This window comes from Bacillus sp. AR13-1 (assembly GCF_008042285.1).
Lineage (GTDB): Bacteria > Bacillota > Bacilli > Bacillales > Bacillaceae_G > Bacillus_A > Bacillus_A mycoides.
Window position 1 is genome coordinate 53,932 of sequence record NZ_QNUA01000023.1, and the last position, 19,715, is coordinate 73,646.

General features: G+C 35.6%; 20 protein-coding genes. 16 read left to right on the forward strand and 4 right to left on the reverse strand.

The annotated features are described in order from the left end of the window. The first annotated feature begins 183 nt into the window (after positions 1–183). Positions 184–717 carry a transglycosylase SLT domain-containing protein gene (locus tag DN408_RS18445; protein WP_000713256.1) on the forward strand — a complete coding sequence of 178 codons (534 nt, stop codon included), beginning with the start codon at positions 184–186 and terminating at the stop codon, positions 715–717. Positions 718–728: 11 nt separating this feature from the next. Here DN408_RS18445 and DN408_RS18450 read toward each other — a convergent pair whose 3' ends face one another. Beyond that, positions 729–1,523, reverse strand: a complete 795-nt coding sequence (locus tag DN408_RS18450) for a DUF4931 domain-containing protein (protein ID WP_147740284.1) — start codon at positions 1,521–1,523, stop codon at positions 729–731. A gap of 133 nt (positions 1,524–1,656) precedes the next feature. Further along, positions 1,657–1,785, reverse strand: coding sequence for a hypothetical protein (locus tag DN408_RS18455; protein ID WP_002029408.1), 129 nt, complete (start codon positions 1,783–1,785; stop codon positions 1,657–1,659). A gap of 420 nt (positions 1,786–2,205) precedes the next feature. Here DN408_RS18455 and DN408_RS32350 point away from each other — a divergent pair, with 420 nt between their 5' ends. The 7 genes from DN408_RS32350 to DN408_RS18490 all read left to right on the forward strand — a co-directional run bounded on the left by DN408_RS32350 (position 2,206) and on the right by DN408_RS18490 (position 9,791). Further along, positions 2,206–2,340 (forward strand): RAxF-45 family protein, encoded by a 135-nt coding sequence (locus DN408_RS32350; RefSeq protein ID WP_000650295.1) that lies wholly within the window; start codon positions 2,206–2,208, stop codon positions 2,338–2,340. Positions 2,341–2,464: 124 nt separating this feature from the next. Next, positions 2,465–4,351, forward strand: a complete 1,887-nt coding sequence (gene abc-f / locus DN408_RS18465; RefSeq protein WP_078178055.1) for a ribosomal protection-like ABC-F family protein — start codon at positions 2,465–2,467, stop codon at positions 4,349–4,351. A gap of 153 nt (positions 4,352–4,504) precedes the next feature. Continuing rightward, complete coding sequence (locus DN408_RS18470) at positions 4,505–5,698, forward strand: sensor histidine kinase (RefSeq protein ID WP_147740285.1); 1,194 nt, start codon at positions 4,505–4,507, stop codon at positions 5,696–5,698. Beyond that, on the forward strand, positions 5,695–6,351 hold the full coding sequence (locus DN408_RS18475) for a response regulator (RefSeq protein WP_033730961.1): 657 nt from the start codon (positions 5,695–5,697) through the stop codon (positions 6,349–6,351). The genes DN408_RS18470 and DN408_RS18475 overlap by 4 nt, the downstream gene beginning before the upstream one ends. Positions 6,352–6,489: 138 nt before the next feature. Continuing rightward, positions 6,490–7,422 (forward strand): ABC transporter ATP-binding protein, encoded by a 933-nt coding sequence (locus DN408_RS18480; RefSeq protein ID WP_000960163.1) that lies wholly within the window; start codon positions 6,490–6,492, stop codon positions 7,420–7,422. Positions 7,423–7,437: 15 nt separating this feature from the next. Then, complete coding sequence (locus DN408_RS18485; protein ID WP_078178056.1) at positions 7,438–8,634, forward strand: ABC transporter permease; 1,197 nt, start codon at positions 7,438–7,440, stop codon at positions 8,632–8,634. An 11-nt stretch (positions 8,635–8,645) separates the two neighbouring features. Next, positions 8,646–9,791 carry an ABC transporter permease gene (locus DN408_RS18490; RefSeq protein ID WP_002169304.1) on the forward strand — a complete coding sequence of 382 codons (1,146 nt, stop codon included), beginning with the start codon at positions 8,646–8,648 and terminating at the stop codon, positions 9,789–9,791. A 15-nt stretch (positions 9,792–9,806) separates the two neighbouring features. Here DN408_RS18490 and DN408_RS18495 read toward each other — a convergent pair whose 3' ends face one another. After that, positions 9,807–10,004, reverse strand: a complete 198-nt coding sequence (locus DN408_RS18495; protein ID WP_002115459.1) for a hypothetical protein — start codon at positions 10,002–10,004, stop codon at positions 9,807–9,809. A gap of 233 nt (positions 10,005–10,237) precedes the next feature. On the opposite strand from DN408_RS18495, the gene DN408_RS18500 reads away from it, so the two are divergent. The 6 genes from DN408_RS18500 (at position 10,238) to DN408_RS18525 (ending at position 17,862) form a co-directional block, all read left to right on the forward strand. Beyond that, a complete protein-coding gene (locus tag DN408_RS18500) occupies positions 10,238–11,941 on the forward strand; it encodes an ABC transporter substrate-binding protein (RefSeq protein ID WP_078178057.1) in 1,704 nt (567 codons plus the stop codon). Between the two features lie 243 nt (positions 11,942–12,184). Then, a complete protein-coding gene (locus DN408_RS18505; RefSeq protein WP_002169302.1) occupies positions 12,185–13,912 on the forward strand; it encodes an ABC transporter substrate-binding protein in 1,728 nt (575 codons plus the stop codon). Between the two features lie 103 nt (positions 13,913–14,015). Further along, on the forward strand, positions 14,016–14,972 hold the full coding sequence (locus tag DN408_RS18510) for an ABC transporter permease (protein ID WP_033730959.1): 957 nt from the start codon (positions 14,016–14,018) through the stop codon (positions 14,970–14,972). 13 nt (positions 14,973–14,985) lie between these two features. Then, on the forward strand, positions 14,986–15,909 hold the full coding sequence (gene opp4C / locus DN408_RS18515) for an oligopeptide ABC transporter permease (RefSeq protein ID WP_002124793.1): 924 nt from the start codon (positions 14,986–14,988) through the stop codon (positions 15,907–15,909). 10 nt (positions 15,910–15,919) lie between these two features. After that, positions 15,920–16,900, forward strand: coding sequence for an ABC transporter ATP-binding protein (locus tag DN408_RS18520; RefSeq protein ID WP_002091396.1), 981 nt, complete (start codon positions 15,920–15,922; stop codon positions 16,898–16,900). Then, a complete protein-coding gene (locus DN408_RS18525) occupies positions 16,897–17,862 on the forward strand; it encodes an ABC transporter ATP-binding protein (protein ID WP_144513619.1) in 966 nt (321 codons plus the stop codon). The genes DN408_RS18520 and DN408_RS18525 overlap by 4 nt, the downstream gene beginning before the upstream one ends. A 182-nt stretch (positions 17,863–18,044) precedes the next feature. On the opposite strand, the gene DN408_RS18530 is transcribed toward DN408_RS18525, so the two are convergent. Next, the gene (locus tag DN408_RS18530) at positions 18,045–18,917 is read right to left on the reverse strand and encodes a Cof-type HAD-IIB family hydrolase (protein ID WP_002187510.1); all 873 of its coding nucleotides are present in this window, start codon (positions 18,915–18,917) and stop codon (positions 18,045–18,047) included. 464 nt (positions 18,918–19,381) lie between these two features. On the opposite strand from DN408_RS18530, the gene DN408_RS18535 reads away from it, so the two are divergent. After that, a complete protein-coding gene (locus tag DN408_RS18535; protein ID WP_002009865.1) occupies positions 19,382–19,501 on the forward strand; it encodes a DUF3948 family protein in 120 nt (39 codons plus the stop codon). A gap of 43 nt (positions 19,502–19,544) precedes the next feature. Next, positions 19,545–19,655, forward strand: coding sequence for a DUF3948 family protein (locus tag DN408_RS18540; protein WP_002169299.1), 111 nt, complete (start codon positions 19,545–19,547; stop codon positions 19,653–19,655). Positions 19,656–19,715: the final 60 nt, after the last annotated feature.

Consider the following 19,715-nt stretch of genomic DNA (forward strand, 5'->3'; position numbering starts at 1 on the left):
TCCATGTAAGTTACATTTTTGCACGTATTTACCATATGTTTTTTCGCAAAGTCGGTCTAAAGCATGATGATAATATGTATAGTAATTTGCTATGATTGAAAGGTAAGAGAATGATAGAGTGTTGGTAATTGTAAAAGGAAGGCTGAAAGGGGACAAATTTCAGCGGAGAAAGAGGTAGAGGTAGTGAAGAAATTCTTTGTAGGATTTTTAGTTGTTCTTGGAGTGTATTTATATTTCCAAGGAAAGTCTGAAGGAATGGGTAAGCTAATGAATGAAACAAGCTATGTTGATTCAGAAGAAGCAAAACAGATGAAACAAATCATTATAGAGGAAGCAAAGAAAGTAAACCTTCCGGAATGGATACCTCTTACAATTGCCGAACATGAAAGTAGGTTAAATCCAAGAAGTGTTGGAGATAACGGAACTTCATTCGGATTGTTTCAATTACACCGCGGTGGTGGGCTTGCGCCAGATCATTTAACTGATGAAGAGCTGAAAGATCCACGTACAAATGCGCAAATTGCAATGCCGCATTTAATGAAAGGTTATAAGCGCGGGGTGCAAAAAGGTTTGACTGATTTTGCATTACTGAAATATATAGCGAATACATCTGGATGGCCAGGGAATTTAGGACCAGAGTGGACGGATAACAATATGAAGTATAACATCGGATTAGAGGATGTATACTATCGAAATAAAGGTGTAATCAAAGAGTAGGTTTTCTATACCTACTCTGTTTTTTTATGAACAATTTCATCCTTTTCTTTCGTGAAATAATGCGCTAGTTGTATTTTCACATCTTCTAGTTTTGTAGAAACTTGCGGTATTTTATATCCTACATACAACGGTGAAACGACAAACCTAGGAACAACTTTACAAATGATTTTCCTGTTTAAGTAATAGAAGAATAAGTTATAACTACTACATCCTTTATGGAAATCTGTCAGTATGTAACGTACAGTTTGCTGAATATAATTGGCCATTTCATCTATAAATGCAATATCTTCAATGATGATATTAAATTCAGTAAAGCCGATAATAGGACGCTCTGAAATATTGAGTTCAATGCGTTCATTTTTTTGAACAATTACCCCTTGGAAATTTGCTTCCTCAATATTTTCAAGATAGTCTACATGCTTCATTCCGATAATTTGCATATGTGCATGATGCAAACTTCCGCCTGAAAATGGACCATGATTTTTGTATAAAATCACAGAAGTGAATTCTTCATTTTCCTGTAAGTTTAACCAATGGAGAATAGAGAAGCGAATTAGTTTTCTCATATGTTCTTCTGTATATGTTGCGATATGGTCTTCGCAATTATCTGTTTCGATTAGCACGGTTTGAAAGGTATCCTTTAATGTAGGAAATTTATTTTTTAACCAAATAATAGAGCCCTCAGTTGCTAAAATATCCGTTAAATTTTCTCTGTCACAAAAAGGACATGCAGCGCTTCTGTTCCGAATGCTTTCTGGTTTTTGTTTACCGATATCGTTTAAAAAATATAGTTGTTGTGTATCCATTTGTATATGCCCCTTTAAAATATATGTAAAAATCCCGCTTAATACATTCGGGAAAAGGAGAAGGAAATCCTTTAAAGGGAATAGAGAAAAATAAAAGACAAGATATCCTCATTGCAATAGGGTACCTTGTCTTTTATTTTTTCTTTAATAGTGTGTATGGATAATATAGAGCATTTTCATTTTGTTTCTTTTTTCTATTTTTTATTGTGTATAAGGCAATTGCTGTACTTGCGATTACAATAATGGCTTTCTTCATATTCATATACCCCTTTTTATTGTTGGTTTAATTCTTGGCTAACTGCTTTCGCATCAACTAAAGCATGTAAGATCATTTTTAGCATGTTCATCATAGTTCTTTCCTCCCTTTTATAGTTCGTTTAGTTCTTTTACAACTGCTTGTCCGTTCACTAATACCTCAAAGATTGCTTTTACGATTTCTTTCATCATGATTGTTTCCTCCTTGTTTTTGTCTCTCTTGTTTATATCTTTATTGTATAGGGAGGCATCTTTTCGTACTATCGCTTTCCATTACGTGAACATAACAGTTTTGTAAGATTTGATGTCACTTATTGAAATGTTTAGTCTATCTTCATTATTTTCAGAAAAATGACTATTCAAACATAAATCGGGGAAGTATAATAAAGAAGTAAGTATTAAATTCCGTACGAAAGGAGTGAATGAGATGAAATGTTCTTTAGCTACGCGCGCAAAATTTTTAGATTATATCTATATTTGTCGTGCGATTTTTCATGATGCAGTTGTTAACGGGATACGTATGCCCTTTTTTAACAATTGCATAGTAGCTATTGAACGATAGAAGTCTCTTCACCCATTTTTGATAAACGTGTGAAAAGGGAGCTATTTGGCTTCCTTTTTCTATGACAAAAACCATGGGGAATGTTTCTTTCCCATGGTTTTTTATATTGAAAGGAGTACGGAAAATGACAATTTGTAGTGTAAATAATGTAAAGAAATCTTTTGGTGGAAACATCATATTTGAAAATATATCGCTTGAAATAAAGAATGGAGAACGTATTGGATTAGTTGGTCGTAACGGTAGTGGGAAGACAACTATCTTTCAGCTTCTAACAGGAATGGAGAGTTTGGATGCAGGAGCCATTCATATGAAGAAAGGTACATGCATCGGTCATGTAGCACAAATTCCAAAATTTAATAATGAAATGAATGTATATGATGTATTAAGCTCCGCTTTTAAAAAGGAAAAAGAGTTGGAGATAGAAATGCATGCTTTAGAAAAAAATATGGCGGAAGAACAGGAATCATCTGCTTTACAAAAATTGATGGAGAGATACGGAGTAATTCAAGAAAGGTACGCGTTTCTCGGTGGTTATGAAATAGAAGCGAATATTATGAAGGTAGCAAATGGTCTACAGGTGACGGAACTATTTCAAAGATCATTTATGGAGTTAAGTGGTGGAGAACAAACAAAAGTAAGCCTTGCGTATATGCTATTGCAGAAACCAGATCTACTTTTGTTAGATGAACCAACAAATCATTTGGACTTATTTGCAGTCGAGTGGTTAGAGCAATTTCTAAAAGAATATACAGGAACAGTTATGGTCATTTCGCATGATCGCTATTTCCTTGATGAAGTTGTAACGAAAATTTTTGATTTAGAAGATGGAGAAATTCACGTATATCATACGAACTATTCACAGTTTGTTGAGGAAAAGGAAGAAAGGCTGCTTCAAGAATTTCAAGCGTATCAAGAACAGCAAAAGAAAATAAAGAAAATGAAAGAAGCAATTAAGCGTCTACGTGAATGGGCAAATCAAGCGAATCCGCCGAATGAAGGATTGCATAAGAGAGCCAGAAATATGGAACGTGCATTAGAGCGCATAGAGAAACTAAAGAGACCCATTTTGGATAGAAAACAGATGGGACTTCAGTTTGAAGGGCAAGAGAGAAGCGGGAAAGATGTTGTTGTAATGAAAGAAGTGAGTAAAGGATTTGATGAACGGTCTTTATTCGAGAAAGTAAATTTGCATATTCGTTTTCAGGAGCGCGCAGCTATCGTTGGACGTAATGGTACAGGAAAGACTACGTTATTAAAACTATTACTAAAAGAAATGCAGCAAGATGCTGGAGAAATTCGGATTGGTAGTAGTGTGAAAATTGGTTATTTATCGCAACATGCGTACGGGAATATGAAGAACAATGTATTGGAAGCTTTCAGAGATTGCGTGGCTGTAACAGAGGGAGAAGCAAGACATATATTAGCTCGTTTCTTATTTTATGGTCCAGCTGTTTTTAAGAAAGTAACGCAACTTAGCGGTGGAGAAAAAATGAGGTTAAGGCTCGCGCAACTTATGTATCAAGATGTTAACTTTCTTATTTTAGATGAACCGACGAATCATCTTGATATTGAATCAAGGGAGGTTTTAGAGGAGGCCCTTGAACAATATAATGGGACGATTTTAGCTGTTTCACATGATCGTTATTTCTTAAATAAATTGTTTGAAAAGACATATTGGATTGATGAGCACAAATTATTTGAGTTTGCAGGGAACTATGCATGGGCTCGTCAAAAGTGGGAAGAAAGAATTGAGAAACAGGTAGTAAAACAGAAGCAGCAACAGCAAGGGAATAAAGCGTTAGAAGTAATGCCTATAAAAAAGAAGAAGTCTAGGGATTTAGAGGCAATTGAAAATGAGTTAATGCATATAGAAGAAGATATATATGCACTCGAATGTAAAATGGAAAATGTAGTTGATGTTGAAATGCTTGAACAATTATATGAAGAAAAAACGAAAAAAGAGTTTTTACGAGCGGAGTTATATAATGAGTTAGAGAATATTGTGGAGTAAAGAAAATAGAATGAAAAAGAGCAAGTTGTTTCCTCATATTTTGGGGGAGGGCTTGCTCTTTTTAGTATAATGAAAGTAGAAAAATTGGTATAATTTTCTTGCTGCTGTGATAATAGAATGAACTTTAGGTCACTAAAACGTGGGGAGAATTTTATGTTAGGATATGCGCGGATTGCTACAATCGTCATGATTTGCTTAGTTTACGCAAATCATGTTTCACGTGAAACAGAAAATTTACAAATTTTTGTCGGTATTGCACTTTTTATTTATATTGTGAATCATATTTTGCTTGTAAAAGCAAAAGGGGGTAGGAAACTTGTTTTTTATACCTTGCTCACAAACGGTATTGTCACAGCGTTATTAGGGTTTTTATTTCCCGAGACATGTTTGTATTTAATTATATTTGGAATTGATGCGGTAGGATTATTTATTCATGATTGGCGTAAAAGGATGACTTATTTTTTTATCGCTTTTTTCTTTCTTTGTTGGTTTATAAATATACTACATACGTATCAACATACAGAGAGTCTGGAATTGGAGAGTAATGCAATTAACTTTATGTTTATCATTTTCAGTGCTTTAGCTGGAAACTTAATAAAAAAACTTACAGCTGCTCGGCAAATGGTAGATGAGCAATATGGGGAATTAGCATTATCTCATACAGCTTTAAAAGAAGCACATGAGCAATTACGTCTATATGCAAAAGAGGTAGAAGAATTGACAGCTGTTCGGGAGCGAAATGATATTGCCCGAGAAATTCATGATACTGTTGGTCATAATATGACGGCATTACTTGTTCAGTTACAACTGGCGGAGGTTTTATGGAAACAAAAATCGGACGCTACAGAAGAGGTTTTACATACATGCCATGGGTTAGCTAGAAAATCACTTCAAGAAGTGAGAGCTTCTGTGCATGCCTTAAAAGAGGAAAGTAAACTAGGGAACATAATAGAGAATATGCGTGAAATGTTACATGGATATTCTAAAGTGACGAAAGTACAAGTATCTTTTCAATTACAAGGAGATCCGGTTTTGATTCCGTTGTCACTACAGCCTACGTTGCTTCGTATTATGCAAGAGTCTTTAACGAATGCAAAACGTCACGGAAAAGCTAGTTTATGTGAAGTGAGTTTAGTTTGTTCAGTGGAACAAGTTAAGTTATGTATTTTGGATAATGGTATGGGAGTCAATGAAGTAAGCCCTGGATTTGGCTTACTTAATATGAAAGAACGTGTAGAGGAGCATGGTGGAATCATTCAATTTGAGAGTGAAATAGAAAAAGGTTTTCGCCTAAAAATCGAATTTCCACTCCGAGAAAAAACATGGGTAATAGGGGGAGCGTTATGATTCGAATTATGATTGTTGATGATCAATCACTGATTCGTGATGGATTGGCAATGATATTAAATTTACGTCCGGAACTGGAAGTGGTAGGGACGGCTAGTGATGGGGATGAAGTCGTACAAAAGGTGAAACAATTACAGCCTGAAATTATTTTGATGGATATTCGGATGCCTCGTATGAATGGTGTTGAAGGAACTCGTTTAGTTAGAGAAAAGTTTCCTTATATAAAGGTTCTTATGTTAACAACTTTTAGTGATAGTGAGCTTATTTTTGAGGCATTAGAGCAAGGAGCGAGTGGTTATTTATTGAAGGATATGGAGACAGATGCAATCGCGCAAGCAATTTTAACGGTGTATAGTGGCGGGGTTGTGCTTCCTCAGGATATAACAGCGCAAATTATAGAGGAATTAAAAAAGACGAAAGTGGCAGTAGAGTGTAACCCACCAGAACAACTAAAACAATTAACTGAGCGAGAAGTAGATGTTTTAAGAGCAATTGGACTGGGGTTAAATAATAAAGAGATTGCCGAAAAGCTATTTATTACAGAGGGAACTGTTAAGAATCATGTTTCTAATTTGATTAGTAAGCTAGAACTGAGAGATCGAACACAAGCAGCAATATACGCAGTAAGGTATGGCGTCACGATGTACACATGACTTTTGGCATATATAAGTGTGAAAAAGCAGCAGAATTTGCTGCTTTTTTATTTTGTATTTCTATCTTAAGGGTGATGGAGAGAAGAAGAAATTTTTCTACAATGAAAGTGTAGATGAATACAAAGGGGCTGAATCAATATGTTAGTCATAGATCATATTACGAAATCATTTGGCAAGAAGGAAATCGTAAAGAATGTTTCTTTTGAAGTGAAAAAAGGTGAAACATTTGGATTGCTTGGACCAAACGGAGCGGGGAAATCAACGACGATATCAATGATTTGCGGGTTAATTCCATACGATAGTGGTGATATAAAAGTTGGTGGGAAATCTGTAAAAGAGTATCCATTAGAAGCGAAAAAGAAAATCGGTATTGTCCCGCAAGACATTGCGCTGTATCCGACACTTTCAGCAAAGGAAAATTTAATCTTCTGGGGAAAGATGTACGGTTTAAATGGAAAAGTTGCAAAAGAGCGGGCAGAGGAAGTGTTAGCTTACGTCGGTTTACAGGATCGGGGAAAAGATAAAATTGAAACATTTTCAGGTGGAATGAAAAGGCGTATTAATATTGGTGCAGCACTTATGCACGAACCAGAGTTATTAATTATGGATGAACCGACAGTCGGGATTGATCCGCAGTCGAGAAATCATATTTTAGAGACTGTTAAAAAGTTAAATGAAAAAGGTATGACGGTCATTTATACGAGTCATTACATGGAAGAAGTTGAGTATTTATGTGAGCGAATTGCCATCGTTGATCATGGAAAGGTAATTGCACTAGGAACGAAAAGAGAGCTATGTAATCGTCTAACAGATGGGTTTATGGTGAAATTGCAATTAAATCGCTACAGTACGGAACTGCTACAAAAGTTGAAGGCACTACCTGTTGTTGAGCGGATTATTTTTGACGAAGATAGTAGCACGATTGATATTGGACTAAATGGTGGCGAGGCAATTGGCATAGTTGTTTCAGAAGTTGTTGAAAACAAAGCTCAAATTTTAAAACTGGAAGTAAAAGAACCGAATTTAGAGGCACTTTTTTTACAATTAACAGGACGTTCACTTCGTGATTAAGGGGGTTAGTACGAGATGAGAAGTTTCATTATTGCATGGAAAGATTTAAAAATCCGTTTAATTGATCGGCGCGGATTTATGATGATGTTAATTATGCCAATTGTATTAACGGCCATTTTAGGTTCAGCATTAAGTAATGTATTTGAGAGTGGTGGACTACCGAAAACAGTAATTGGCTATTATCAAGAGGGAACGGATGAGTTTGCAGATGTCTTTCAAAAAGATGTATTGCAATCTAAAGAAATAAAAGATGATGTGAAAGTAAAGGTAGTTAACTCTCGGGAAGAGCTTGAAGATATGTTAAAGGAAAAGAAAATAGATGTAGGAATTGCCATCCCAAATAAATGGAGCGAACAAGTACAAGATGGAAAATTAAAAGAACCAAAGGTGCTTATAGACCCATCAAAAGATATACAAGCAAAAATTGCTGAGTCAATGATCCGCTCTTTTTCAGAACGTGTTCAAACAGTCGCAGTATCTACTAAAAGTGTTGTAACAGAATTAGCAAAATCTCAGCAGAGTGATGTAGCACAAGTTGCAAAAGAGGTAAGTGGAAGTCTACAGACGATAGCAACTGCAAGTGTGGGTAACATCCAAAAAGGAACGGTAGGAAAAAAAACAGTTGCAGCGATGCAATATTATGCAGCAGCAATGTTAGTCATGTTTTTACTATATAACATAACAGTAGGTGCAAAGTCAGTTGTAACAGAGCAACGAACTGAAACGTTGGCGCGTTTGTTCAGTACACCGACGAGCTCATTTTCAATTTTATTCGGGAAGTTTTTAGGTACATTACTATTTGCCTGTATACAATTTGGAATATTTATAGTTGCTACACACTTTATGTTTCATGTGGAATGGGGCGCAGATGTGTCTCAAATAGTAGTGTTGGGAATTTCTTATGCAATTTGTGTTTCTGGTTTATCTATGTTAATCGCCGCTTTTATTCGTGAGGAAAAAACGGCAGACTTAATGGGGGGAATCGGTATTCAAATACTAGCTATATTAGGAGGATCAATGTTACCGATTTACGTATTTCCCGATACACTTCAAACAGTTGCAAATATTGCTCCGAATAAATGGGCACTTACGAGCTTTTTAAATATTATGTCGGGAACATCTTGGGATGTGCTATTCCCTGTCATTTTAAGTTTATGTAGTGCAGGAATTATCTCCGTTATGATTGGAACGTTACGTTTACGTACGAGATAGGAGGGGAAATGATGAAGAAAGTTTGGGCGCTTTGTTGGCTAGAATTAAAACAAATTTTAATTAAGCCACAAAGTTATATACTCATGTTTGGAATGCCTATTATTTTTACACTCATATTCGGTGGACTTTTAGGCGGAAGTGGGAATGAGAAAGTAAATATTAGTTTAGTAGATAAAGATGGTTCTGTATTATCTGGCAAGTATTATGAGGAAATAAAGAAAAGTGATTTAATTTCTATAGAAAAGGTAACGTATAGGGAAGGGACACAGAGGATCGAAGATAAGAAAGCATCTGGTATAATCATCATTCCGAAAGATTTTCAAAAGAGTATGCTAGATGGAAAAGTAGAAAATATCCAATTTCAAGCCAGTGCTGATTTTACGGGTGGAACTTCTGTAGAGCAAGTATTAGCAAGTGCATTAAAAAAGATGGAGATAGAAGTTAGTGCAGCAAGAGATTTTGAGAAGAAAAGTAACACTTCGTGGGAAACGATGTATGAAACAATTTATACAAAAATAGATCCTGTTTCGATTCAAAAAGAATTGATTTTACACGATGATCAAAAGTTAAATAACGTTACAGGGCGAGCGGCAGGTTTTTCAATTCTATTCGTCATGATTGTCATGTTAAGTGCGACGGGAACTATTTTGAAAACTAGACAACTTGGTGTTTGGTCTCGTTTATTAGGGGCACCAGTTTCAAAAGTTCAAATACTAGCAGGATATATCCTTTCCTTCTTTTTAATAGGGTGGATTCAATTTGGTGTTTTAATGATATTAACGCATTCATTATTTGATGTGCAGTGGGGAAATTTATTAGGGGTTATTACACTCGTTTCAGTATTGCTATTAGCGGTTATTGGTCTAGCTTTATTATTGGCAAGTATCGTGAAAACAACAGAACAGCAGTCCGCACTAGGGAATATCGTTGTAATTTCAACGTGTATGATTGGTGGTCTTTATTGGCCAATTGAAATTGAGCCTTCATGGATGCAAGCGGCGGCAAATTTTGTTCCGCAAACGTGGGCGATGCGTGGCTTTACTGAGTTAATTGTAAGGGGAGGTACATTAGCTGATATAGGAGGATATATTGGTATACTCATTTTATTTGCAGGAGTATTTTTCGTAATTGGTTTAACAAGAATACGTTATGACTGAAAAAAGAAAGCAGAGTTACAGCTTTACGCGCTGAACTCTGCTTTCTTTTTGTGTGGTATCTTCCCTTGTTGAAATTATAATAGCGATCCCGAGCATAATAAAAAAAGCTAAAAAGAGGACGAACTTTGGGAAGAAAGGGAATAGTAATAACGCCCCGACTATTATGATTGTTAATAATACATAGTGCAGGACATATTGGAATAGGTTGTCCATATTTTCGCCCCCTTCTTGGTAGTTAATTGTTATTATTCTATGCGGGACTATTAGGTAATAGAAGGTGTTTTTTATTTTTTGAAAGACATCAATTAGCAAGGATTGACATAACTAGTGAAAAGGAATAATCTTGAAATTAATTCATACTATTTTTATAGGTAAAGTAAAGATAATTACAGAATTGGCGTTATGTTACCACTTAATAAAAAAACAGGAAAGTAAGGGTGAGAATTATGCGAAAGGTTTTTAAAGGGTTACTTTTTACGTTTCTTAGTACATCGGTTTTATTAGCAGGATGTGCTCAAGAAGAGACAAGTACAAATGAAGCAACAAAGATGCCGAAAGTAAAAGATGAGTTTATTAAAGCGAGTGACAAAGCAAAAAGTCCAGCAAAGGCAAAAGAAAGAAAGGATACCTTTGTAGTGGGAATGCCGAGCCCTGGCGGGATATTCCTTCCGCATTTTATGGAAAATGGGTGGGATGGTAATATAACACAAGCTATCTTTGCTCCTCTCGTTGGATTGGATAAGGAGGGGAAACCAATTCCAATTCTAGCGAAGAAATGGGATATTTCGGAGGATCAGCTTACATATACGTTTCATTTGAAAGATGATTTAAAGTTTAGTGATAGTTCACCGTTAACAGCGGATGACGTAGCATTTACATTAACTTTACTACATGATCCAACTTATAGTGGTGCAACGGACATAAGCCAAACAGCAATAAAGGGTGGGCAAGCATATAAAGAAGGAAAGGCTACATCTATTGAGGGGATTCAAGTCATCGATCCGAAAACAATTACGATTACAACTGAAAAGGTAAATGCCCAAACATTATCGTTAATTGGTGGAGAAGTTATATCAAAAGCTTATTACGGTAAAGAATATAAGCAAGGGAATTTAGAGTATTTAAAAGAGTTATATGGAAAACCGATGGGAGCAGGAGCTTATAAACTAGATAAATATATTCCAGGTCAAGAGGTTCGTTTTGTAGCAAATGAAAATTATTTTGAAGGTAAACCGAAGATTGAGCACTTTATTTATAAAATTACAAAAGGTGATACGAAGCTGCAACAATTTCAAGCGGGCGAAGTAGATTATGATGGCTTCACGACAAATGCGGAGACGATTGAACAATTAAAAGAGTTAGGCTTTGCTAATGTTAATGTGTATACGGGAAGTTCATACGGTTACATTAAAATGAATTATAAGAAGTCATACTTTAAAGATAAACGTGTACGCCAAGCGTTTATTTATGGATTAGAGCGTCAAAAGGTCATTGATACATATTTCCAAGGATACGCTTCACTCGTTAATGTACCAATTACACCAGTTTCGTGGGCGTATACAGAAGAAGGACTCAATAAATACGAATATAATTTAGAAAAGGCGAAGAAATTGCTCGATGAAGCTGGGTGGAAAGCTGGATCAGATGGTATTCGTGAAAAAGATGGCCAAAAATTGAAGGTAAGTTATTTTGCTTCTTCTGCAAGTAAAATCAATGATGTGATGATCCCCGTTATGAAGGAGGATTATAAAAAGATTGGGGTAGATTTCAATCCTGAATACATGGACTTTAATACGATGATTTCCAAGGTAATTAAAGGAGATTATGATTTAGCGATGGTCTCCACACCGATGATTGATGATCCGAGCGGAACAATTGAGGAGTTTGTTTCGACAAGTAAGCGTAATTATGATGGATATCATAATCCGAAAGTAGATGAATTAGCTAAGCAGGCATTAGAAACATTGGATATTGAAAAACGAAAAGAAATCTATAAAAAACTATATCAAGAGTTAAGTGAAGATCCACCTGTTATTTTCTTAAACAATAGTAAAGTCGTGTCTGCACATAATGCACGAATTCAAGGATTACAAGAAGATAATTATAATGGTATTTTGTTAAGTTTACCTAAATTGAATATTGCTCAATAATTTCGAAAGAATTATCGAAATATTTATATAGAAATAATTGACAAAATATACTGAAAGATATAAGCTAATAACCATAAAGTCTACCGGAAAGGTCGGAATAAGATTGTTACCCCTCAAAAACAACTATTTTTTTATAACCAAAACCGACTTTTCCGATTGGCTATAAAATGTTGCTGTGGGAGGCATACATTAGGCAAGCAGTTCATAAGGTGTAATTATTAAAAAAAAGTTAGGGTGGGGACAATGAAGAAAAAGACAAAAAAATGGGCTGGTGTATTTTCGGTATTACTGAGTAGTTCACTTGTGTTATCTGCTTGTGGGGGACAGGAGGATACGGCTTCTACAGAACCAGTAAAACAGCAAGATTTAAAAAATATAAAAGTTGAAAATATTGCTGCGACAGATAAGACGAAAGTACCAGATAAAGCGAAGAATAGAAAAGATACGTTAGTAGTTGGCATTAGTAAACCAGGCGGCGTATTTTTACCATATTTCCAACAAAATGGTTGGGATGGAAACGTCACTTCAGTTATTTTTGCATCCCTTGTATCTACAGATAAACAAGGAAAACCAACTCCAGAATTAGCTGAGAAGTGGGATATTTCCTCTGATCAGTTAACATATACATTCCATTTACGTAAAGATTTGAAATTTAGCGATGGTTCACCATTAACAGCAGATGATGTAGCGTTCACATTGACGCTTTTACATGATAAGGCATATGAGGGTGACAAAGACATTTCTCAATATGCTGTTAAAGGTGGTAAAGAATATAAAGAAGGAAAAGCAACTTCTATTGAAGGAATTCAAGTTGTTGATCCACAGACAATTAAAATTACAACTAAAAAAGTTAATTCACAGGCACTAACAGCCTTAGGTGGAGAGGTATTATCAAAAGCTTATTATGGAAAAGATTACAAACAAAATACAAGCTTAGATTACTTAAAAGCGTTATATGAAAAACCGATAGCTGCGGGTCCATATAAATTTGAAAAGTATATCCCAGGGCAAGAAGTGCGATTTGTAGCAAATGAAAATTATTATGCGGGTAAACCAAAAATTCCAAACTTCATTTATAAAATTACTTCTGGTGATACGAAGCTTCAATTATTCCAAACAGGTGAGGTTGACTACACTGGCCTAGGTACTGGTGACGAAGTTCTTGAACAGGCTAAGGCTTTAGAATTTGCAAATATCCAAATCGAAACAGCAGCGTCATTTAGCTATATTTATATGAATAATAATAAGCCGTACTTAAAGGATAAAAAGGTTCGTCAAGCACTTATTTACGGATTAGATCGTAAAAAATATGTTGATACAGCATTGAAAGGATACGGTACGGTAGCTAATGTACCAATTCATCCAACTTCTTGGGCTTATACGGAAGAAGGAGTTAATAAATATGAATACGACAAAGAAAAAGCGAAAAAATTATTAGATGAAGCAGGATGGAAAGTTGGTTCGGATGGAATTCGTGAAAAAGATGGTCAAAAATTAAAGCTTTCTTATTTCGGCCCAAGTTCGGCTAAAGATAGCGATTTATTAATTCCGATTGCAAAAGAGAATTATAAAGAAATAGGTGTAGAATTTAACCCTGAATTTATGGACTTTAATACTATGCTTTCGAAGGTAAACAAAGGTGATTATGATTTAGCTTCTGTTTCGACACCAATTACAAGTGATCCGAGTGAAACAGCTGGTGAATATTTGTCGGGTGTCAATGAGAAGAGTCTTGGTTATAAAAATACAAAAGTAGATGAGTTAATTCAAAAGGGTATTGAAACGGTAGATATTGAAAAACGTAAACCAATCTATAAAGAACTGTATAAAGAATTAAGTGATGATCCACCAGTAATTCTATTAAACTATCGTAGAACAATTACTGGTTATAACGGGAATATAAAAGGAATTGACCCTGAAAAATACAATAGTATTAGTGCAAACTTACCAGCTCTATCTATCGAAAAATAACGAGAAGAATGTATAAGTAGAAGACATTTTTTCATTCGGCAAGTAGTGTGCCGCTTTGAAAAAATGTTCTTCTATTTTAAGCATAAGATTGGAGAGAAAAAGGGTGAAAACATATATCATTCGTAGGCTGTTACAAATGATTCCTACACTGTTGGGGACATCGATTATTATCTTCTTCCTGTTCGCACTTCTTCCAGGAGATTATATTGATTCAAACCCGAAGATTACACCGGAAAGAGCAGCTGAACTTAGGGAATTGTATGGATTGAATAAACCAATTGTTGAGCGATATTTTCACTGGCTAGGTAATGCATTGCAGGGGGACTTTGGTTTTTCTCTTCAATATCAAGAATCTGTAACGTCATTATTAAATAAATTTATATGGAATTCGTTTATTGTTGCGATTATTGCATTGTTCTTTATTTGGCTAATTGCACTTATTATCGGTGTATTTTCAGCGACAAAGCAACATTCTTTATTCGATAAGCTTGTAACAATTGGTGTATTTGCAGCGATGTCATTTCCTTCATTCTTTATCGGTTTGTTTTTAATTAAAGTGTTTGCGGTTGACTTTAAGCTGTTACCGATAGGCGGGATGATTGATGTTGGGAGTAATTCAACTGGGCTTGCTTACGGAATAGAAGTTGCAAAGCATATGGTTTTACCCGTATTTATTTTAACTCTTCTTGGAGTTGGCTCATTAACTCGTTATTTTAGAACGAGTATGTTAGAGGTTGTACGGCAAGATTACATTCGAACGGCTAGAGCAAAAGGGTTAAAGGAGAAGACCGTTATTTATAAACATGCATTAAAAAATGCAATTTTGCCGGCTATTACATTGCTTGCATTTGAATTACCAGGGTTGTTTTCAGGGGCAATTATTATAGAACAAATTTTCAACTGGCCAGGTATCGGTAATATTCAATTAGAAGCACTTAATTTTCGTGATTATACGGTATTAATGGCATTTACGATGTTTCTTTCGTGTTTGACAATTTTTTCAAACTTTTTAGCGGATATTGTATATGCAGTTGTTGATCCACGTATTCGGTTGAAGTAAGGGGGGGAAAGAGATGGAAACTGTTACAACAACTACGGAAAAAAAAGAAAAAAAGAAAAGAAGGAATGGATCATCGCCGTGGAGGCAAGCTTTTAAAAGGATAAAGAAAAATAAAATGGCACTTATAGGATTTTACGCATTAGTTTTTATGTTTTTATTTTGTTTTATTGGTCCATTCTTTTCACCGTATGCATCAGGAAAAATACAAGTTACGTTAATTAACAAACCACCTAGTTTTTCTCATTGGCTTGGCACAGATCAATTAGGAAGAGACATTTTAACGAGGCTTATGCAAGCAGGACGGATTTCATTAACAATTGGCTTAGCCTCAATGGTGTTATCCGTTATACTAGGTGCTTTATTAGGAGCGATTGCAGGTTTCTACCGTGGTATCGTCGATAATATTATAATGCGTCTCGCGGATATTTTAATGTCGATGCCAGGATTACCGTTACTTATTATAATGGGAGCTATTTTATCAGAATGGAAAGTACCATCTGATTATCGTCTTTATGTCATTATGATCATTTTAAGTTTAGTAGGTTGGCCAGGACTTGCACGCCTCGTACGAGGTCAAATTTTATCGCTGCGAGAACAATCGTTTATGCAAGCTGCTGATGTACTCGGGATAAACGATTACCGGAAAATTGTATATCATTTAATCCCAAATGTTCTGCCGATATTAATTGTTGTATCCACATTAGGTGTTGCAGGTTCTATTTTAGGAGAGTCTGCACTAAGTTACCTAGGACTTGGCGTTGTCCCGCCTACACCATCGTGGGGAAATATGATTAGTGCAGCAAACTCATTAATCGATTTCCAAAAGCGTCCGTGGTTATGGATCCCGCCTGGTTTTGCAATCTTTATAACAGTTGTATCAATTAATATACTTGGCGATGCACTTCGTGATGCATTAGATCCAAAGATGAAGCGGTAGGTGAGAAAGCATGAGTAGAGCAGTAGTAGAGCTAAAGGATTTACAAACACACTTTCAGACGGAAGAAGGTACAGTAAAGGCTGTCAATCATGTTAGCTTTTCAGTTCGAGAAGGTGAAACAGTTTGTGTAGTAGGCGAATCAGGTTGCGGGAAAAGTGTAACGGCTTTATCTATTATGGGACTTATTGCTGAATCTGGCGGCATCGTTGGTGGTGATATTCTTTATGAAGGAAAAAGTCTTTTAGGAATGAAAGAGAAAGAACTTCGTAGTTTAAGAGGAAATGATATCGCGATGATTTTCCAGGAACCGATGACATCACTTAATCCGGTCTTTACTGTTGGAGAGCAAATTGTTGAGACGTTAAGAGAGCATGAACTACTTAGCAAAAACGAAGCATACAAAAAAGCAATTGAATTAATTCGTAAAGTTGGTATTGCTCGTGCTGATGAAATTGTCCATTCTTATCCGCACGAATTAAGCGGTGGTATGTTACAACGTATTATGATTGCTATTGCACTTAGTTGTAATCCAAAGTTATTAATTGCAGATGAACCGACAACAGCTCTAGACGTTACGATTCAAGCGCAAATATTAGACTTACTAAGACAAGTAAAAGAGGAATTTAAAACGTCCATTTTATTAATTACACATGATCTAGGTGTTGTAGCAGAAATGGCCGATTATGTTGTCGTTATGTATGGTGGAAAAGTTATTGAAGAGGCACCGGTACTAGAGATATTTCAAAATCCGAAACATCCATATACGCAAGGGCTGCTAAAATCAAAACCAGTAATGGGGAAACGAACAGATAAACTTTATTCTATTCCAGGGCAAGTTCCAAATTTAGTTGGCTTAGATGAGTTTTGCTACTTTAGTGGCCGCTGTGAACATTGCATGGAAATATGCAAAAATGAAGCGCCAAATCTTAATGTGCATGACGAGGATCATAAAGTAGCTTGTTGGTTATATGAGGAGCGTGCTGGGCAATGAGTGAATCATTATTAGAAGTGAAGAACTTAAAAACGTATTTTCCGATTAAGGGCGGCGTATTTAGTAGAACGATTGGACATGTGAAAGCGGTAGATGGGGTAAGCTTTACAATTGATAAGGGAGAAGTGTTTGGCCTTGTAGGAGAGTCTGGAAGTGGGAAAACGACGATAGGAAAAACAATTCTCCGTCTCGTTCAAAAAACAGAAGGTGAAGTGAAATTTAAAGGTCAAGATGTTCATGCTTTATCAAAAGAAGAGCTGAGAAAGCATCGTCCTAATATGCAGCTCGTCTTTCAAGATCCATTTAGCTCATTAAATCCAAGAATGAGAATTGGAGAAGCGCTTGGTGAGCCAATGTTGGCTCACGGACTAGCGACGAAAGAAAATGTCCGTGCAAAGGTGATAGAAGTATTGGAGTTATGTGGTTTAGCGCCGTATCATATTGACCGGTACCCTCATGAGTTTTCCGGTGGGCAACGTCAACGTATCGTTATTGCAAGGGCGATGGTATTAGATCCAGAATTTATTGTAGCTGATGAGCCTGTTGCGGCATTAGATGTATCTATTCAAGCGCAAATCATTAATTTGTTTAGTGAATTACAGGAGAAAAAGGGATTATCCTATTTATTCATTTCACATGATTTAAGTGTTGTGGAGCACTTATGTACGAAAATTGGAATTATGTATTTAGGAACTATTGTGGAAACAGCACCACGTGATGAGTTATTTGCGAATCCGCTTCATCCATATACAAAAGCATTGTTATCAGCAGTGCCAATACCGGATCCAACGGTTAAGCGAGAACGGATTATTCTAGAAGGGGATATTCCAAGTCCTGCAAATCCACCATCAGGTTGCCGTTTTCATACACGTTGCCCCGTTGCTACAGATATTTGTAAAACGAATGTACCAGAATTCCGTAATGTGGGTGAAGATCATTTTGTTGCTTGTCATCATGTGTAAAAGAAAAGGACTCTTTCAAAATGTGAAAGAGTCCTTTTTTTACCCCGCATTAACGGGCAGTAAGACTCCCACCTGAAAATTCGACACATGCGGGGAAGTTAGGTGGGAGTCTTACTGCCCGTAAAAGCCCGATTGGTTCAACTAATAATCAGAGGAACCCCACCTCTGATTAAAGTTTCACTTTATTTACTAGATGAAGTTTGTTTTAATACAAATTGCTCAATTGCATGAGCAACACCGTTTTCATTATTTGTTAATGTAACAACGTCACATAATTTTTTTACGTCTTCTTCAGCATTTCCCATTGCAACTGATAAGCCGGCTACTTGTAGCATTGGCACATCATTAAAGTTGTCACCGATTGCAACAGTATCTTCAATTGGTATATTGAAATAAGCTGCCATTTCTTGCAAACCATTGCCTTTATGGCCATGCTTATCCATAATTTCTACATTAGTAGGAGCTGATGCCGTAACTGAAATGTCCGTATCTTCTTGTAAAGTTTGTAATAGCTGTGAACGATGAGCAGCATTAAATGTTAAAATGAAGAATTTAGATATTTCTAATTCTGGATTATTTACGACATCTTCTATTTTTTGGAAATCAGTAATTAAGTTAGATTTCTTTTGTTTTTCTGTAATTCTTTCAAGTTCCTCAAGTGTAACATCTAGTGTATGTTTATTTTCTTCGAATGCCTGCATAACTTGACCTTGCCATGTATAAGGAGAATAAACCCCTTTATTTGTGTACAACTTATATGGAAAACCTTCAGATTCTAGTAATTTTGCAAGCTTGTATACTTTATCATTTTGTAAACAACGCGAGTTAATTACTTTTCCGTCCACATAAACAATTGCCCCATTGCTTGCTCCAACTGGAAGAGATAGTTTATATTCTTCCAATAATTTCAAAGCATCCTCTTTCGCGCGGCCAGAACAAATCATTACAATATGACCAGCCTCTTTTGCGGTTTGGATAGCTTGTAAGTTCTCTTTGGAGATTTCAAGATTAGATGATAGTAGTGTACCATCCATATCTAGTGCGATTAATTTCAAAATGACCACCTCTTTGTTTCCATTATACATAGTTATATAGAGGAAACATATAAACTTATCTTGGAAAGATAGTATTTTATCCCGCATTAATTTCTAGTAAAAGTGCGATTGGTGAGGGGAATAATTAGTAGGGAATGGAACTCTCGTTGATTAAAGTTTCACTTTGGTTTTTAACAAAATAGAGATGAATAATATTATATTTCGCTTTATGACCTTAATGTTACACTAGTGTTACAAATGTGATTGTAGTAGAAAACGCATTAAAACAAGGTTTTTGAGTGTTTATTTAAAAAAACGTAAAAAAAGTGTAATAAAATTTACGTAATTATATTGCAACGTAATAATAGTTATGTTACATTAGTGTTACAAACGTTACGTAATTAATTTCAATGTAACGTTAACATGAAAACTATGAACTAATCATTTCTTAGTAATTACATATAGATAACTTATAAAAAAGGAGAATGAATGATATGAACAACGAGCAAGTATTAAACGTAACAAAAGGTGACTTCTTAGGATCAGCAAGCGGAGCAGTAGTATTAACAGCATTAATCGTATTTCTTTCAAGCGTATTAGTATAATAGAAGTTTTGTAACAAAAATAAGAGAAGGGAGAATGAAAGTTATGAACAACGAGCAAGTATTAAAAGTGACAAAAGGTGACTTCGTAGGATCAGCAAGTGGAGCGGTAGTATTAACAGCATTAATCGTATTTCTATCAAGCGTATTAGTATAATATGTAACAAAAGAAAGATGAAGGGAAATGGAAGTTATAAAAAAAGAGCAAGGATTAAAA

Excerpts from the sequence above, each read along its gene's own strand:
- DN408_RS18540 (WP_002169299.1), top strand. The coding sequence starts at position 19,545 with ATGAACAACGAGCAAGTATTAAAAGTGACAAAAGGTGACTTCGTAGGA.
- DN408_RS18505 (WP_002169302.1), top strand. The coding sequence starts at position 12,185 with ATGAAGAAAAAGACAAAAAAATGGGCTGGTGTATTTTCGGTATTACTG.
- opp4C (WP_002124793.1), top strand. The coding sequence starts at position 14,986 with ATGGAAACTGTTACAACAACTACGGAAAAAAAAGAAAAAAAGAAAAGA.
- DN408_RS18525 (WP_144513619.1), top strand. The coding sequence starts at position 16,897 with ATGAGTGAATCATTATTAGAAGTGAAGAACTTAAAAACGTATTTTCCG.
- DN408_RS18520 (WP_002091396.1), top strand. The coding sequence starts at position 15,920 with ATGAGTAGAGCAGTAGTAGAGCTAAAGGATTTACAAACACACTTTCAG.
- DN408_RS18480 (WP_000960163.1), top strand. The coding sequence starts at position 6,490 with ATGTTAGTCATAGATCATATTACGAAATCATTTGGCAAGAAGGAAATC.
- abc-f (WP_078178055.1), top strand. The coding sequence starts at position 2,465 with ATGACAATTTGTAGTGTAAATAATGTAAAGAAATCTTTTGGTGGAAAC.
- DN408_RS18535 (WP_002009865.1), top strand. The coding sequence starts at position 19,382 with ATGAATGATATGAACAACGAGCAAGTATTAAACGTAACAAAAGGTGAC.
- DN408_RS18450 (WP_147740284.1), bottom strand. The coding sequence starts at position 1,523 with ATGGATACACAACAACTATATTTTTTAAACGATATCGGTAAACAAAAA.
- DN408_RS18495 (WP_002115459.1), bottom strand. The coding sequence starts at position 10,004 with ATGGACAACCTATTCCAATATGTCCTGCACTATGTATTATTAACAATC.
- DN408_RS18455 (WP_002029408.1), bottom strand. The coding sequence starts at position 1,785 with ATGAATATGAAGAAAGCCATTATTGTAATCGCAAGTACAGCAATTGCC.
- DN408_RS18500 (WP_078178057.1), top strand. The coding sequence starts at position 10,238 with ATGCGAAAGGTTTTTAAAGGGTTACTTTTTACGTTTCTTAGTACATCG.
- DN408_RS32350 (WP_000650295.1), top strand. The coding sequence starts at position 2,206 with ATGAAATGTTCTTTAGCTACGCGCGCAAAATTTTTAGATTATATCTAT.
- DN408_RS18490 (WP_002169304.1), top strand. The coding sequence starts at position 8,646 with ATGAAGAAAGTTTGGGCGCTTTGTTGGCTAGAATTAAAACAAATTTTA.
- DN408_RS18485 (WP_078178056.1), top strand. The coding sequence starts at position 7,438 with ATGAGAAGTTTCATTATTGCATGGAAAGATTTAAAAATCCGTTTAATT.
- DN408_RS18470 (WP_147740285.1), top strand. The coding sequence starts at position 4,505 with ATGTTAGGATATGCGCGGATTGCTACAATCGTCATGATTTGCTTAGTT.
- DN408_RS18475 (WP_033730961.1), top strand. The coding sequence starts at position 5,695 with ATGATTCGAATTATGATTGTTGATGATCAATCACTGATTCGTGATGGA.